This window comes from Microbacterium paludicola, from assembly GCF_039529675.1.
Lineage (GTDB): Bacteria > Actinomycetota > Actinomycetes > Actinomycetales > Microbacteriaceae > Microbacterium > Microbacterium paludicola.
In genome coordinates this window covers 66,855-83,628 of the sequence record NZ_BAAANG010000005.1, presented here as the reverse complement: position 1 = coordinate 83,628, position 16,774 = coordinate 66,855, and the positions used below count along the sequence as shown (strand labels likewise).

General features: G+C 70.5%; 9 protein-coding genes and 1 pseudogene. 5 read left to right on the top strand and 5 right to left on the bottom strand.

Annotation, left to right across the window (positions count from 1 at the left end; all coding sequences use genetic code 11):
* Window positions 1-865: 865 nt before the first annotated feature.
* Window positions 866-3,436 carry an alpha-glucan family phosphorylase gene (glgP, locus tag ABD161_RS05660; protein ID WP_344000497.1) on the bottom strand — a complete coding sequence of 857 codons (2,571 nt, stop codon included), beginning with the start codon at window positions 3,434-3,436 and terminating at the stop codon, window positions 866-868.
* 122 nt (window positions 3,437-3,558) lie between these two features.
* Here glgP and ABD161_RS05655 point away from each other — a divergent pair, with 122 nt between their 5' ends.
* The 3 genes and pseudogenes from ABD161_RS05655 to glgB all read left to right on the top strand — a co-directional run bounded on the left by ABD161_RS05655 (window position 3,559) and on the right by glgB (window position 10,941).
* Window positions 3,559-5,526 (top strand): maltotransferase domain-containing protein, encoded by a 1,968-nt coding sequence (locus tag ABD161_RS05655; protein WP_344000496.1) that lies wholly within the window; start codon window positions 3,559-3,561, stop codon window positions 5,524-5,526.
* Window positions 5,523-7,283 carry a maltose alpha-D-glucosyltransferase gene (treS, locus tag ABD161_RS05650; RefSeq protein WP_344000494.1) on the top strand — a complete coding sequence of 587 codons (1,761 nt, stop codon included), beginning with the start codon at window positions 5,523-5,525 and terminating at the stop codon, window positions 7,281-7,283. Before ABD161_RS05655 ends, treS begins: the two co-directional genes overlap by 4 nt.
* Window positions 7,280-10,941: pseudogene (glgB, locus tag ABD161_RS15960) on the top strand (1,4-alpha-glucan branching protein GlgB). The gene treS and the pseudogene glgB overlap by 4 nt, the downstream one beginning before the upstream one ends.
* Window positions 10,942-11,171: 230 nt before the next feature.
* Here glgB and ABD161_RS05635 read toward each other — a convergent pair.
* Complete coding sequence (locus tag ABD161_RS05635; protein ID WP_344000488.1) at window positions 11,172-11,441, bottom strand: GlsB/YeaQ/YmgE family stress response membrane protein; 270 nt, start codon at window positions 11,439-11,441, stop codon at window positions 11,172-11,174.
* Window positions 11,442-11,657: 216 nt separating this feature from the next.
* Here ABD161_RS05635 and ABD161_RS05630 point away from each other — a divergent pair, with 216 nt between their 5' ends.
* Entirely contained in the window at window positions 11,658-13,094 is a 1,437-nt protein-coding gene (locus ABD161_RS05630) for an HNH endonuclease signature motif containing protein (protein WP_344000486.1), read from the top strand.
* Window positions 13,095-13,171: 77 nt separating this feature from the next.
* Here ABD161_RS05630 and ABD161_RS05625 read toward each other — a convergent pair whose 3' ends face one another.
* On the bottom strand, window positions 13,172-13,762 hold the full coding sequence (locus ABD161_RS05625) for a hypothetical protein (protein WP_344000484.1): 591 nt from the start codon (window positions 13,760-13,762) through the stop codon (window positions 13,172-13,174).
* 31 nt (window positions 13,763-13,793) lie between these two features.
* Here ABD161_RS05625 and ABD161_RS05620 point away from each other — a divergent pair, with 31 nt between their 5' ends.
* A complete protein-coding gene (locus ABD161_RS05620; RefSeq protein ID WP_344000482.1) occupies window positions 13,794-14,306 on the top strand; it encodes an adenine phosphoribosyltransferase in 513 nt (170 codons plus the stop codon).
* Window positions 14,307-14,436: 130 nt separating this feature from the next.
* On the opposite strand, the gene ABD161_RS05615 is transcribed toward ABD161_RS05620, so the two are convergent.
* Window positions 14,437-15,807, bottom strand: a complete 1,371-nt coding sequence (locus tag ABD161_RS05615) for an HNH endonuclease signature motif containing protein (RefSeq protein ID WP_344000480.1) — start codon at window positions 15,805-15,807, stop codon at window positions 14,437-14,439.
* A gap of 74 nt (window positions 15,808-15,881) precedes the next feature.
* On the bottom strand, window positions 15,882-16,607 hold the full coding sequence (locus ABD161_RS05610) for an aquaporin (RefSeq protein ID WP_344000478.1): 726 nt from the start codon (window positions 16,605-16,607) through the stop codon (window positions 15,882-15,884).
* Window positions 16,608-16,774 lie beyond the last annotated feature (167 nt).

Here is a 16,774-nt window from a genome sequence, read left to right as displayed (position 1 = left end):
GCGGCGTGTGCACCTTTGCGCACCTCGTTCCGTGCGTTTGCCGCACCTTTGCGCGGGCCCACCCCGGTTATCGAGCGAGCGGAGCGAGTCGAGATGACGGCTCGCACGGGCGGGCGGCTTGGGGTCGGTCGCTTCGGCTCGCTGGCGCTCGCTCAGCAACCGCGCTGGGGGTACCGGCCCTTGGCCTCACCCCGGTTATCGAGCGAGCGGAGCGAGTCGAGATGACGACTTGCACGGGCGGGTGGCTTGGGGTCGGTCGCTTCGGCTCGCTGGCGCTCGCTCAGCAACCGCGCTGGGGTACCGGCCCTTGGCCTCACCCCGGTTATCGAGCGAGCGGAGCGAGTCGAGATGACGGCTCGCACGGGCGGGCGGCTTGGGGTCGGTCGCTTCGGCTCGCTGGCGCTCGCTCAGCAACCGGTGGGGTAAAGGTGCGGCGTATGCATCTGTGCGGGCCTCGATCGCTGCGTTTGCCGCACCTCTGTGGGTACTCCACCCCGGTTATCGAGCGAGCGGAGCGAGTCGAGATGACGGCTCGCACGGGCGGGCGGCTTGGGGTCGGTCGCTTCGGCTCGCTGGCGCTCGCTCAGCAACCGCGCTGGGGGTACCGGCCCTTGGCTTAACCCCGGTTATCGAGCAAGCGTGCGAGTCGAGATGACCCGCTTGCACGCGTGGGCGGCTTGGGGCGGGTCGCTTCGGCTCGCTGGCGCTCGCTCAGCAACCGGTGGGGCGAACCCCAGCCCGGTTATCGAGCGAGCTTGCGAGTCGAGATGACGGCTCGCGCGGGTGGGCGGCTTGGGGTCGGTCGCTTCGGCTCGCTGGCGCTCGCTCAGCAACCGGTGGGGTACAGGCGCGGCCCGCGCTGGCGCTACGCCAGGGCGGCGAGGCCCAGCTCGGCCGTCGAGGCGAGGTGCGGGTTCCTCGGCACAACGCGCACCGTGTAGCCGAAGGGGCCGGCACGGTCGAGGCGCACCGTGCCCGTGAACGCGCAGCGCCCGCCCGAGAACGCCTCGCGCGGGGCGAGGGCCGCGGAGTGCACCGCGCGCAGCTGGTCGTCGGCATCGGCGCGGCCGTAGACGAGCTGCACCTCGACGTCGTCGGGCGTGAGTCCGCCGAGCGCGACGTGGGCCTGCACGTTCAGCTCGGCGCCGACCTCGGCCGCCTCGTCGACGCCGTGCGACTCGACGTGCTCCACGCGCACTCCCTGCCAGGCGTCGCGCACCCGCCGCTTCCACGCGGCGAGCTCGATCGCCCCCGAGAAGTCGCCGTCGAGAGCGCGGGCCGACGCGGCCGCCGGTGCGTACAGCTGCCCGACGTAGTCGCGCACCATGCGGGTCGCGAGCACCTTCGGGCCGAGCGACTCGAGCGTGTGCCGCATCATCTCCATCCAGCGCACGGGGACGCCCTCGCTGTTGCGGGCGTAGAACCGGGGTGCGATCTCGCGCTCGAGCAGGTCGTAGAGTGCCGCGGCCTCGAGCTCGTCGCGCTTGTCGGGGTCGGCGACGCCGTCGGCCGAGGGGATCGCCCAGCCGTTCTCGCCGTCGTACCACTCGTCCCACCAGCCGTCGAGGATCGACAGGTTCAGGCCGCCGTTCAGGGCCGCCTTCATGCCGCTCGTCCCGCACGCCTCGTACGGGCGCAGCGGGTTGTTCAGCCACACGTCGCAGCCGGGGTACAGCTGCTGCGCCATGCCGATGTCGTAGTTCGGCAGGAACACGATGCGGTGGCGCACGTCGGCTGCGTCCGCGAAGCGGACGAGATCCTGGATCAGTCGCTTGCCGCCCTCATCCGCGGGATGCGCCTTGCCGGCGATCACAAGCTGGATCGGGCGCTCCGGATCCAGCAGCAGGCGCTTCAGGCGGTCCTTGTCGCGCAGCATCAGCGTCAGGCGCTTGTACGAGGGGACCCGCCGCGCGAAGCCGATCGTGAGTACGTCGGGCGAGAGGGCCTCGTCGATCCATCCGAGCTCGGCGTCGACGGCTCCCCGCTTGCTCCAGGATGCGCGAAGGCGCGCGCGGGCATCCGTCACGAGACGTTCGCGGAGGTCGCGCTTGATGTTCCACACGCGCGAGAACGGCACGGTGTCGAGGGCCCGCGCGAACGCGCCGAGGTCGCCGTCGATGTCGGCGCCGATCTCGTCGAGCAGCTCGCGGAACTCCCGCGCGAGCCACGTGGGAAGGTGCACGCCGTTGGTGATCGACCCGATCGGCACCTCCGACTCGTCGAACGCCGGCCACAGGCCGTTGAACATGTCGCGGCTGACGTGGCCGTGAAGCTGCGAGACGCCGTTCGCGCGCTGCCCGAGCCGGAAGCCCATCACGGCCATGTTGAACACCGCGGGGTCGCCGCCCTCGTAGTCCTCGGCCCCGAGCGCCAGGACGCGGTCGGTCGGCACGCCGGGGAGCACGCCGCCCTCCGTCGCGAAGTACTGCGCGATGAGCGTGCGGTCGAAGCGGTCGATGCCGGCGGGAACCGGGGTGTGCGTCGTGAACACGGTCGACGCGCGCGCCATCTCGAGGGCGTCGTCGAAGCCGAGTCCGGCGTCCTCTCCGACGGTGAGCTCGCGGATCCGCTCGAGGCCCTGGAACCCGGCGTGGCCCTCGTTCGTGTGGTAGACCTCGGGCACCGGGGCGCTCGTGAGGCGGCTGTACTCCCGCAGCGCGCGCACGCCGCCGACGCCCAGCAGCAGCTCCTGGCGGAGCCGGTGTTCGCTCCCTCCGCCGTACAGCCGGTCGGTGACGTCCGTGTAGTGATCCGGGTTCTGATCCACGTCGGTGTCGAGCAGCAGCAGCGGCACGCGCCCCACGCGCGCGACCCAGATGCGGGCGCGAAGGTCGGGGCCGCCCGGCATCGCGATCGCGATCTCGGCCGGCGTGCCGTCACCGTCGCGCAGCGCCGTGATCGGCAGCTCGTCGGGGTCGAGCACGGGATACGACTCCTGCTGCCAGCCCTCGCGCGACAGTGACTGCGCGAAGTAGCCGTGGCGGTAGAGCAGGCCCACGCCGATGATCGGGACGCCGAGGTCGCTCGCCGCCTTGAGGTGGTCGCCCGCGAGGATGCCGAGGCCGCCCGAATACTGCGGCAGCGCGGCCGCGATGCCGAACTCGGGCGAGAAGTATGCGATCGCGCGCGGCGCATCCGGCACCTCACGCTGGTACCAGAGGTCGTCGGCGAGGTAGCCGCGCAGGTCGTCGCGCACCCGGCCGAGCCGCTCGAGGAACTCCTGGTCGGCGGCGAGCTCGTCGAAGCGCGACGGGCTGACGGACCCCAGCAGGCGCACCGGATCCTGCAGCTGCCGCCAGAGCTCGGGGTCGACGTGGGCGAACACGTCCTGCGTCTCGAGGTGCCAGGACCAGCGCAGGTTCCCGGCAAGCTCACCGAGCGCGGCGAGCGGCTCGGGCAGCACGGGACGGACGGTGAATCGGCGGATCGCACGCATAGGCCAACGGTAGTGGCGACGACCGGGGGCGGCAGGTCGCGACCGGTTACACCCTCGTGAAGTCTCTGGCAAGACCCCGCCCGCAGGTGGCCCCCGTGACCAGTCTGTGACAAGTTGGGCACATGGTCGGACGCATTCCCGTCATCGATGTCCACCCCGTCGTGCACGGCGGTGCGCGCCCAGCGAAGGCCACAGTGGGCGAGCCGTTGCCGGTGCGGGCGACCGTGTTCCGCGAGGGGCATGATCAGCTCGGGGCCGAGCTCGTGCTGATCGGCCCGGACGGCGAACGCCGGCCCCCGGTGCGCATGAGGGAGCTCGTCCGCGGCACCGACCGCTACGAGGCGTGGGACGCGCCCGATGCCGAGGGTGACTGGGCGTTCGAGGTGCACGGGTTCTCCGATCCGCTGGCGACCTGGACGCACGACGCGGGCCTGAAGATCCGGGCGGGCGTCGACGTCGAGCTGATGTTCCTCGAAGCCCGTCTGCTGCTCGAGCGCATCCGCGCCGAGGCGACGGACCTGAGCGCCGACGACGAGGCGGCGCTCACCGCCGCCGAGGACGCGGCGACCGACGAGATCCGGCCCGTCGAGGCGCGGCTGGCGGTGCTCGAGAGCCCCGAGACGCAGGAGCTGTTCGCGCGTCATCCGCTGCGCGACCTGCTCACGGTCGCCGGCCCGTTCCCGCTGTACGCCGATCGGCGGCGGGCGCTGACGGGCAGCTGGTACGAGTTCTTCCCGCGCTCGGAGGGTGCGACGCTCGACGCGAAGACCGGCAAGGTCACGAGCGGCAGCTTCAGGACCGCGGCGAAGAGCCTCGACCGCGTCGCCGCGATGGGCTTCGACGTGCTGTACCTGCCGCCCATCCACCCGATCGGCGAGATCAACCGGAAGGGGCGCAACAACACGCTGACCCCCGGCCCGGACGACACCGGATCGCCGTGGGCCATCGGGTCGAAGCACGGCGGGCACGACGCGATCCATCCGGATCTCGGCACCTTCGCCGACTTCGACGCCTTCGTGAAGAAGGCGAACGGCCTGGGAATCGAGGTCGCGATCGACCTGGCGCTGCAGGCGGCGCCCGACCATCCGTGGGTGAAGACGCATCCGCAGTTCTTCCGCACGCGCGCCGACGGCACGATCGCGTACGCCGAGAACCCGCCGAAGAAGTACCAGGACATCTACCCGATGCACTTCGACGACGACTTCGAGGGCGTCGTCGCCGAGGTCACGCGCGTGGTGCGGCTGTGGATGTCGCACGGCGTGCGCATCTTCCGGGTCGACAATCCCCACACGAAGCCCGTCGCGTTCTGGGAGCGGCTGCTCGGCGACATCCGCGAGACGGATCCGGATGTCCTGTTCCTCTCGGAGGCGTTCACCCGTCCGGCGATGATGCACACGCTCGGATCGGTGGGCTTCCACCAGTCGTACACGTACTTCACGTGGCGCACGGCGAAGGGCGAGATCGAGGACTACCTGCGCGAGGTGTCGCGCGAGAGCGACCACCTGATGCGCCCGAACTTCTGGGTGAACACCCCCGACATCCTCCATGCCTCCCTGCAGTACGGCGGGCCGGCGATGTTCGCGATCCGGGCGACGCTCGCCGCCATGGCGACGCCCGCGTGGGGCATGTACGCCGGGTACGAGCTGTTCGAGCACGTGGCCGTCAAGCCCGGCAGCGAGGAGTACCTCGACAGCGAGAAGTACCAGATCCGGATCCGCGACTGGGAGGCAGCGGAGCGGTCGGGCAAGACGCTCATGCCGTACATCCGCACCCTCAACGAGCTGCGCCGCAGCCACCCCGCGCTGGGGCTGCTGCGGAACCTCGTCGTCCACTCGACGGATGACGAGCACATCCTGTGCTTCTCCAAGACCCACGGTGACGACACCGTCATCGTGGTGATCAACCTCGACCCGCACGGAGCGCACGAGACGACGGTGCACCTCGACCTCGCGGCCGCGGGCCTTCCCGAGAGCTACGTCGTCCGCGACGAGCTCACCGGGGCGGAGTGGGTGTGGGGCGCCGACAACTACGTGCGACTGGATCCCGCGGGCGACGTCGCGCACATCCTGAGCGTGAGGAGCGCCGGATGACCCCCGAGCCGGCACCGTTCACCTCGTCCATCCCTGTGCTCTCGCAGGAGCCCTTCCCCGACAGCCCGGACGCCACCGAGCCGGAGTGGTTCAAGACCGCCGTGTTCTACGAGGTGCTCGTGCGCTCGTTCAAGGACGGCGACGGCGACGGCATCGGCGACTTCCGCGGCCTCATCGAGAAGCTCGACTACCTCGAGTGGCTCGGGGTCGACTGCCTGTGGCTGCCGCCGTTCTTCCCGTCGCCCCTGCGCGACGGGGGGTACGACGTCTCCGACTACACGGGCGTGCTGCCCGAGCTCGGCACGGTCGAGGACTTCCAGGTGTTCCTCAACGCCGCCCACGCGCGCGGCATCAAGGTGATCATCGACTTCGTCATGAACCACACGAGCGACGAGCACCCGTGGTTCAAGGCCAGCCGGTCGGATCCGGATGGCCCCTACGGCGACTTCTACGTGTGGAGCGACACCGACGAGCTGTACGAGGAAGCCCGCATCATCTTCGTCGACACCGAGCCGAGCAACTGGACGTGGGATCCGGTGCGCCAGCAGTACTACTGGCACCGGTTCTTCTCGCACCAGCCGGACCTCAACTTCGACAACCCCCGGGTGCACGAGGCCATGCTCGACGCCATGCGGTTCTGGCTCGACATGGGCCTCGACGGCTTCCGCCTCGACGCGGTGCCGTATCTCTACGAGCGCCCGGGCACGAACGGCGAGAACCTGCCCGAGACGCACGAGTTCCTGCGCAAGGTGCGCCGCATCGTCGACGAGGAGTACCCCGGGCGGGTGCTGCTGGCGGAGGCGAACCAGTGGCCGGCCGACGTCGTCGACTACTTCGGCAATCCGGACGTCGGCGGCGACGAGTGCCACATGTGCTTCCACTTCCCGGTGATGCCGCGCATCTTCATGGCGGTGCGCCGAGAGTCGCGCTACCCGATCAGCGAGATCCTGGCGCAGACGCCGCCCATCCCGTCCGGCACCCAGTGGGGGATCTTCCTGCGCAACCACGACGAGCTCACGCTCGAGATGGTCACCGACGAGGACCGCGACTACATGTGGAACGAGTACGCGCAGGATCCGCGGATGAAGGCGAACATCGGCATCCGCCGCCGTCTCGCCCCGCTGCTCGAGAACGACATCGATCAGATCGAGCTGTTCACCGCGCTGCTGCTGTCGTTGCCGGGATCGCCGGTGCTGTACTACGGCGACGAGATCGGCATGGGCGACAACATCTGGCTCGGCGACCGAGACGGCGTCCGCACTCCGATGCAGTGGACGAGCGACCGCAACGCCGGCTTCTCGACCGCGAACCCCGGCAAGCTGTCGCTGCCGGTGGTGCAGGATCCGGTCTACGGCTACCTGTCGGTGAACGTCGAGGCGCAGCAGGAGAACCGCTCGTCGCTGCTTCACTGGACGCGGCAGATCATCCAGGCGCGCAAGCGCCACCCGGCGTTCGGGCTCGGCAGCTTCAACGACCTCGGCGGGTCGAACCCGGCGGTGCTGTCGTACTCGCGTGAGCACACGAACCCCGACGGATCCGTCGACGTGATCGTGTGCGTCAACAACCTGTCGCAGTTCCCGCAGCCGGTCGAACTCGACCTGCGGCGGTTCCAGGGGATGGTGCCGGTCGAGCTGATCGGCGGGGTTCCCTTCCCGCGGATCGGGGAGCTGCCGTACCTGTTGACACTCGGCGGGCACGCGTTCTACTGGTTCCAGCTGCACGCGCCGGTCGACGAGGAGGAGGTGGGCCTGCTGTGAGCGAGTCCCTGGAGAACGAAGACGCCCTCTGGGAGGGCTATCTGTCGCGCACCCGGTGGTTCGGCGGCAAGGGCCGGCCCTTCCACGTCAGCGGCGTGCGCCGGTTCGCCGAGCTCCCGGTCGACCCCGCACCGGAGGGCGCGGGGCGCGTCACCGTCTACCTCGTCACGGTCGAGTACGCCGACGACGAGGGCGGCGCCGAGCAGTACCACGTGCCGCTGTCGCGCTACGACGAGGTGCAGGAGCGCATCGCGTACGCCTTCGTCGGATCCGTCGAGGGCGAGGACGGCCACCCCGTCCACCTGTACGACGCCGCCCACGACCGCGCGGCCATGACGCTGTGGCTCGAGGGCTTCGTCGAGGCCGAGGCGACCGGCACCGCCCAGCTCGGCGGGATGCGGTTCCGCCGCGTGCCCGGCGTCGCGCTGAACCCAGAGCTGCAGTCGGCGCCGCTGACGGGCGAGCAGTCGAACTCGTCGGTGAAGTTCGACGACACCGCGATCATGAAGCTGTTCCGCAGGGTCAGCCCCGGGGTGAACCCCGACATCGAGATCCACGAGGTGCTCACGCGCGGCGGGTCCGAGTACGTCGCCGACCTCTACGGCTGGATCGAGATCGACCTGCCGGAGGACGCAGGAGTGCTGCAGCTGGCGATGCTGCAGGAGTTCCTCCGCACTGCGAGCGACGGCTTCGAGCTCGCCACGGGCAGCGTCCGCACGCTGCTCGCGCACCTCGACCTCAGCGTCGAGGAGTCGGGCGGCGACTTCGCCGGCGAGGCGACCCGGCTCGGCGAGGCGCTCGCCGAGGTGCACAGGATGCTGCGCGACAGCTTCCCGAAACAGGGTCGCGGCGAGGATTCGACGGGCGAGCTCGCCGACGCGATGATCGCGCGCCTCGAGCAGGCCCGCCGGGTCGTGCCGGAGGTCGAGCCCTACGCCGCGCGGCTGCGTGCGGCGTACGACGCGGTCGCCGCACTCGGTCAGCTCGACGTGCAGCGCGTGCACGGCGACCTGCATCTCGGTCAGACCCTGCGCACCTCGCACGGCTGGAAGATCGTCGACTTCGAGGGCGAGCCCGGGCGTCCGTTCGCCGAGCGCGCGCTGCCGGATTCGCCCTGGCGCGACGTCGCGGGGATGCTGCGGTCGTTCGACTACGCGGCGCGCGTTGTCGAGATGTCGACTGGCGGCGGGGAGGATCCGGATGCGCCGCTGCGCGCCCAGCGGGCGCGCGAGTGGTCGGCCCGCGCACGGCGCCACTTCCTCGAGGGGTACGTCGCCGCGCTCGGCAACGGCCCCGAGCTCTCCCCGCAGCAGAGCGTGCTGCTCGATGCGTACGTGGCGGATAAGGCCGTGTACGAGGCCGTCTACGAGAAGCGCAACAGGCCGTCGTGGATCGCGATCCCGCTGGCCGCGCTGGAACGGATCGGTGGATGATGACCGACGCGACAATCCTGCCCGTCGACAAGCCGACCCTCACCGCGGTCGCCGCGGGCCTTCATCACGACGCGCACTCCGTGCTCGGCCCGCACCCGCACGAGGGCGGCGTGACGGTGCGCGTGCTGAAGCCGCTCGCCGCGGGCGTGACGGTGCGGTACAAGACGGCGCCCACCCGGCGGTTCCCCGACGGCTGGGCCGCGGTCGAGCTCGAGCACGAGCACGAGGGCATCTGGGTCGGCGTGCTCCCGGGCGTCGCCTCCGGAGACGTGCCGCCGTACCGCGTCGAGACCGCGTACGGCGAGGGTGAGGACCGGGTCGTCCACGACCGCGACGACCCGTACCGCTTCCTGCCGACGCTCGGCGAGGTCGACCAGCACCTGATCGGCGAGGGGCGCCACGAGGCGCTGTGGCGCGTGCTCGGCGCCCACGTCCACCGCTACGAGGGCTGGGGCGACGCGCCTGACGTCATCGGCACGGCGTTCGCCGTGTGGGCGCCGCGCGCACGGGCGGTGCGCGTCAAGGCCGACTTCAACGACTGGGACGGCCGCGAGCATCCGATGCGCCGCCTCGGCTCGTCGGGGGTGTGGGAGCTGTTCGTGCCAGACGTCGGCACCGGCACCCGGTACAAGTACCAGATCCTCGGTGTCGACGGCGTCTGGCGCGAGAAGGCCGACCCGATGGCCGGCTACGCCGAGAAGCCGCCGCTGACCGCCTCGATCGTGCACGAGTCGTCCTACCGCTGGGGCGATGCGGAATGGCTCGACCGGCGGGCGGCCGACGCCGCGCGGGGGCACACCGACAAGCCGATGGCGATCTACGAGGTGCACCTCGGTTCCTGGCGCCGCGACAAGACGTACGCGCAGCTCGCCGACGAGCTCGTCGGCTACGTCAGCGACCTCGGCTTCACGCACGTGGAGTTCATGCCCGTGATGCAGCACCCGTTCGGCGGGTCCTGGGGCTACCACGTCACGTCGTACTACGCCCCGGACAGCCGCTTCGGCGATCCGGATGGCCTCCGCTACCTGATCGACCGCCTGCACCAGGCGGGGATCGGGGTCATCCTCGACTGGGTGCCCGGTCACTTCGCCACCGACGAGTGGGCGCTCGCGCGCTTCGACGGCGCCCCGCTGTACGAGGACCCCAACCCCCAGCGCGGCTGGCACAAGGAGTGGGGCTCGAACATCTTCGACTTCGGCAATCCGCCGGTGCGCAACTTCCTCTACGCCAACGCGCTCTATTGGCTCGAGGAGTTCCACGCCGACGGTCTGCGCGTGGACGGGGTCGCCTCGATGCTCTACCTCGACTACGCCCGGAAGGACGGCGAGTGGACGCCGAACATCCACGGCGGCCGCGAGAACCTCGAGGCGGTGCAGTTCCTGCAGGAGATGAACGCGACCGTCTACCGCCGGGTCCCCGGCGTGGTGACGATCGCCGAGGAATCGACGTCGTGGCCCGGCGTCACCGGACCGACCTCCGGTGGCGGGCTCGGCTTCGGGTTCAAGTGGAACATGGGTTGGATGCACGACTCGCTCGGCTACCTCAAGCGCGATCCCGTGCACCGCATGCACCACCACGGCGAGATGACGTTCTCGCTCGTGTACGCCTGGTCCGAGAACTACGTGCTTCCGATCTCGCACGACGAGGTCGTCCACGGCAAGGGATCGCTGCTGCGCAAGGCGCCGGGGGATCGCTGGCGCCAGCTCGCCACCCTGCGCGCGTATCTCGCGTACATGTGGGCGCATCCCGGCAAGCAGCTGCTGTTCATGGGCAGCGAGTTCGCCCAGGAGTCGGAGTGGGCAGAGGCCCGCGAGCTCGACTGGTGGCTGCTCGACCTTCCCGACCACCGCGGCGTGCACCACGCGATGCGCGACATCAACGCGCGCTACCGCGAGACGCCGGCGCTGTGGGCGCTCGACACCCAGCCGGCCGGCTTCGAATGGCTCGTCGCTGATGACGCGGGGGCGAACGTGTTCGCGTTCGCCCGCGCCGACGGCGAGGGATCGCGGCTTGTCGCCGTGAGCAACTTCTCGGCCCAGCCGCACGACCGCTACCGGCTGCGCTTCCCGCAGCCGGGCGCGTGGGACGAGGTGCTCAACACCGACGGGTCCGGCTACGGCGGCTCGGGCGTCGGGAACCTCGGCCGCGTCGACGTGCCCGCGGACAGCCATGCGGAGATCGCGGTGCCGCCGCTCGCGACGGTCTGGTTCCGGCTGGCTGACTGATCCGCGCGAGAGCCCGGAGAGGATGTCCTCTCCGGGCTCTCTTCTTGCCTCCCGTGTGCTCTGCACGTGCCCGTGCACGGCAGAACGCCCGTCGCATCTGCGACGGGCGTTCGCTTGCCGGGATCCTCGACCCTCCGGGGCCGACCCGCGATCCGCGGGGTCAGGTGGCTCGTGAAGGAGGGATCCCCTTGCGGTCGGACGCGAGGGGGTGCGCCGACGTCTGTTGGGTGTCAGCGGGCCGTCTTGTTGCGGCCCGTGATGAGGCCCCAGATCAGCAGCACGATGATCGCGCCACCGATGGCGAGGAGCCACGTGGTGATATCGAAGAATCCCTCGAGGTTCGCACCGAAGATCAGACCGCCGAGCCAACCACCCAGCAGTGCGCCGACGACGCCCAGGATGAGGGTTGCGATCCAGCCGCCGCCCTGCCGTCCAGGCAGGATCGCCTTCGCGATCGCTCCGGCAATGAGTCCGAGGATGATGAATGCGATGAAGCCCATGACGCGCTCCCTTCCTGCGGGGATCTCCCGCGACAATCACGTTACGGAGATGCGGATGAGGTCGGCAGGGGCTTGACATCCGCTGGGAACATGCGCTTAGACGTTCCGCTGAGCGGGAGTTTGGGTCGCGCCGGCCCGTGCGGCGTTCGGGGAGATGTTCGCCGATGGTGGCGAGGTGTTCTTCCCAATGTCCTACGTATCTACTATACTGAGGCCATGGATGAGGTACCCTACTTCGAAGATCCGCTCGACGCGGTCAGTCGAGTCGGGCTCGCATGCTGGGACCTGCGCGATCAGCTCGGCAGGATCAGCGGCCTCTCCGACGCGGACGCGGTCGACTTCGCCCGCGTGGTGGAGGAATGCGGCCGCACCCTCGACGCACTTCGGGTGCGCGCAGCGGGCGAAGTGGCGAAGCGTTCCCTCCGCCCGGGCGATCAGAACCTCGCCGCGCAGCGCGGCTGCCGCAACGGCACGGAGCTGATCGAGCGCGTCACACAGACGCCGACGGGCGAGGTGCTCCGTCGCGTGCGACTCGACAAGCGCACCTCGTCTCGCCTCTCCCTCACGGGTGAGAGCCTCCCGCCACTGCTTCCGGAGCTGGCGAGCGCGATCGATGAGGGACGCATCGGCACGCAGGCCGCCTCCCAGATCTCCGACATGCTCGCCGGCGTCGAGCACCGCGCCGATCCCGAGATTGCCGCACTCGCCGAACAGGCGCTGGTCGACCTCGCCACCGGGTCCGAGACCGGGGCTCTGCCGTGTACGTTCGCCGAGCTGAAGGTGAACGTGCAGACCTGGGGCATCCTGCTCGACCAGGACGGCACACCTCCCGACCCCGAGCGGGCCGCCGCTCGCCGCGGCATCACCGTCGGCGCACTCAAGGACGGGGTGCACCGGGTCGACGGGTACGCCACCCCGGAGCTCATCGGAGTGCTGCAGCGCCTCTGGGATGCGCACGCAAATCCCGCCGTCCGCTTCGGGCCCCTTCCCGGCGACAAGGGCCCGGATGAGCCGTGGACTGGGGACGAGGTCATCGCCGACCTCCGCACGCCCGCACAGAAGCGGCACGACATCCTGCAGGCGGCCCTCGACGCCGCCACCCGCAGCGAACAGACCCCCACCCTCGGCGGCGCGGCCCCGACATTGCTCGTCCACGTCGCCCTCGAAGACCTCACCGCCCCCAACGGCACGGCGGCCATCGAGGGCGTGGACGTTCCCGTGCCCGCCACCGTCGCGCACCGGATCGCCTGCACCGGCGCCGTGCAGAAGGTCGTCTTCGATCGGAACGGACGCATCGTCCGGCTCGGCACCAAGGAGCGGCTCTTCAACCACCACCAGCGCAAGGCGATCGCCGCCCGCGACGGCGGCTGCGTCATCCCCGGCTGCACGGTCCCGGCGGCCTGGTGCGAGGTGCACCACGTCGAAGAGCACGCCTCCGGCGGCCCGACCCACACCGACAACGGAGTGCTGCTCTGCTGGTGGCACCACCACACGATCGAGACCTCGGGCTGGGGCATCCGGATGAACCTCGGCGTGCCCGAGATCAAGGCACCACCGTGGATCGACCCGCGCGGCATCTACCGCAAGGCCCCCACCGCACTCACCCGGCGTCGAGCCAGGCGGCGATCCAGGCCGCTCGCCCGGCAACGCTAGACATCATCCGGCGCCTGCACCGTCCCTTTCCCGGGGCGGCTACAGGCATGCGCCTGCGGATCCTTGCGCGATCTGGGTCAGGCGGGACCGAGCCGGAGCACGCCCGTCGTCTCCGTGACGCGAAGGTCATCGGTCAGGCGGACGATGCGCGCGAGCGCATCCACCGCTCCGATCACCGTGCCGAAGCGCTGCGGGTCGCCGCACAGGGCGGTGACCGTCACGAAGTGCGCGCCGGTGTCCCACGTGTACTCCGCCATGGGCGGGGCGCCGGCCGCATCCGGGCGGTCGAGCACGAGCTTCTCGCCCATGCCGAGGTAGGCGCCCTGGAACGGTTCGGTGTCGTCGTACTCCATGGGCATCATCGCGCGCGCGGCTCGCAGCTGCGGGGTGATCTCCTGCACCTGCGCCGCGACCACAACGAGCTCGGGATCATCCTTCCAGACCCACACAAGGACGCGGCCGTCGGCGCGGCGGAGCATCAGCGGCGCTGCCTGGCTCAGCGTCCACGCGAGCAGGCCGCTGCCGCGGCCCTGGCCGCCCATCATCCGGGAGCCCTGGCCCAGCAGCATCCGGATCGCCGCCTTGCGGTGCCGACGCCCGCGCAGCCCGAGCGATCCGGTCACGGCGACCCAGCGCGAGGGGTCGGCATCGGCCTGAAGTCGGGGCATGTCACCAGCGTACGTGCGCGAGGATGGGGGAGTGGATGCCCTCACGCGCGCCGAGTCCCTGATCGCCCTGACCCCGGATTATCCCGAGCCCGGCGTGCTGTTCCGCGACGTGTCGCCGCTGCTGGCGGACGGCCGGGCGCTGCGCGCGGTGATCGAGGAGCTGATCCGGCCCTTCGAGGGCACCTACGACATCGTCGCGGGTATCGAGGCCCGCGGCTTCCTGCTCGCCGGATACGCCGCGGCGCTCGGGGGTGTGGGCATGCTGCAGATCCGCAAGGCCGGCAAGCTGCCGCGCCCTGCGGCGGCGGTCTCATACGAGCTCGAGTACGGCACGGCGACGATCGAGGCGCCCGGAGTGCTGCGCGAGGGCGAGCGCGTGCTGCTGCTCGACGACGTGCTCGCCACCGGCGGCACGCTCGCGGCGGCGCAGAGCCTCGTGACCGAGCTCGGCGCGGCCGTCGCCGGCTCCGCCGTGGTCCTCGAGCTCACCGACCTCGGCGGCCGCGCCGTGGTGGGCGACGTGCACACGGTCTTCACCGCCTGAGCTCACTGCCCGGGCTCACTGCCTGGGCTCACCGTCTGAGCTCGGTACCTGACGCTCACCGTCTGAGCTCAGTGCCTCGGTTCACCGCCTCACGCGGCTCGGCGGCGCCGGCCGACCCCGTCCCCGGCGCCTAGAACGGAGCAGGGTCAAGCCAGGCGGGCTCCGGCGGCGGGTCCGGGTCGGCGGAGGCCTCGATCGCGGCGACGAACCTCACCGTCCGGGCGGGCACGTCGGTCTTCCGGCGTCCGGTCGGGCTGATCCAGGCCATCAGCCCGTCGAGCCCGTGTTCGACATCCCAGTCGGAGTTGTGTTTCAGCACGTGGTGACTGCGACACAGCGGCGCGAGGTTGCTCACCTCGGTGCGACCGCCCTCCGCATACGCGACCGTGTGGTCGAGGTCGCAGCGATACACCGGCTGCCGACAGCCCGGGAAGCAGCAGTGCTCGTCTCGGGCGGCGAGGAACCGCTTCTGATCGGCCGTCGGGACGTAGGTGTCGACGGTGCGGAGGCATCCGGTGTCGGGATCGGCGAACAGCCGCGCCCAGGTGTGAGTGCGGCCCGCGAGGCGGCGCGCGACCTCGGGTGAGACGGGGCCGTGGCCGGCGAGGAACGCGGGTTCGTCGCCGATGCCGAGGAGGGTGTCGACCGGGATGGTGATCTGCACGCGCGGCTGGAAGCACGCTGTCGTGTCTGCCGCGCCGTCACCCGAGAGCGCCTTGGCGGCCCCGGCGAGCATCGAGTCGACGAACGCGTCGGCGCGCAGCTGCTGCAGGGTACGGGTGTCCGCGCTCGTCGCGGCTGCCGTCTCGTCATCGAGAGGCACGTCGCCGGGGAGCGGGCCGGCATCCATGATCGACAGCCCCATCTGCGTCAGCATGTCCTGGATGCCGTGCGCGCGCACGCTCTCGATGATGGCGTTGAAGTGACTGACGCCGTGGGGGAGGTCGTCGACCCAGGTGCGACGCTGCTCGAGGGCGGCCTCATGCCGCTCGACGAACGGGATCGGTTCGAGCTCTTCGGCGACCGCCTGCGCGATCGGGCGCAGCCGCCCGGGTGTCGTCTCGGCGGCGCGTCCGACGACGACGCGTTCGTAGCGGGAGCGCACGTGGGCGTCGTCCAGTCGCTCGCCCTCGTCGACGATGACGGTGGCGTGAGCGGGGGAGATCCGCCCCTCGCACAGTGCGCCGTAGGTGGCGGGGAACTTCGAGATCAGCACGGTGGCGTCCTCCATCCGCGCGCGCAGCGTGCGGTCGGAGGCATTCGTCGCCACGGCGATGTCGGCCGCGATCGCCCGCACCGGAAGGTCCCACCTCGCCGGAGCCTGCGCCTCGTGGATGAGATCTTCGGCCAACAGCTGCGCCCGCGCGAGCAGGTTCGCCTTGATCGCGGTGACGCCGGCGATCATCTGGTCGGCCGCGGCGACCCCGTCGATGATCGCGTTCAGCGCGTCACGGCGCGCGGGATCGAGGTCCCATCTCTGCGCGAAGCCCGTCCTGGCCATGGGGCAAGTCTGCCAGGGGCCTCCGACATTCGTTCGATGTCAGACGTATCTTTGGATGACCAGATTCGAAGACATCATCGGTCAGGCGATGCCTGCACGAGGTCGGCTCGCTGCACCGTCGCCGCCGGCCGTTGCTGCGGCGTCAGCCACACCGCCAGAGCGAGGCCGACCGCGCCGCCGACGAGCTGAGCGAGGATGAACGCGGGCGTCGAGGTCGGCGCGATCCCCGCGAAGGTGTCCGAGAACATCCGGCCGATCGTGATCGCGGGGTTCGCGAAGCTCGTCGATGCCGTGAAGTAGTAGGCGGCGCCGATGTATGCGCCGACGACGGGCGCGGCCAGCGAAGCCCGCCCCGTTCGCGCCAGCACGAAGATCGCCAGCACCAGTCCCGCCGTCGCCACGACCTCGGCGATCAGGTGGGCAGATGTGGCCCGTGCCGTCGTGCTCCACGAGACTGCGGGCGCGTCGAACATGACGTTGGCGAGCACCGCGCCCCCGATGCAGCCGAGGATCTGCGCCAGCAGATAGGGGCCGGCCTCGCGCCAGCGGCGCGCGCCGAGGACGGCGTCGGCGATCGTCACGACGGGATTGAAGTGGGCGCCGGAGATCGGCTGGAACAGCGCGATCAGCACGCCGAGGCCGAGCGCCGTGGCGAAGGCGTTCTGCAGCAGCTGCAGGCCCGCATCACCCGGCGACAGCCGCTGCGCCATGATCCCGGACCCCACGACGATCGCCGCGAGCAGCGCGCTGCCGAGGAACTCGCCGACGAGCGGCCGGGAGGAGACGTGATCCGGATTCATAGACAACAGTCTATGTGTTGGATCCCATCGCGCCTTCGCCCACGGCGGGGGCGCTTCGATACACACCTGTGACCGCAGGGTGGCGCATCTGGCATCTGGCATCCGGCGGCATTGCGCCCCGGCAGAATGTTTTACATCGCCGAAACGCTGGTGTCCGGTCGCGCTCA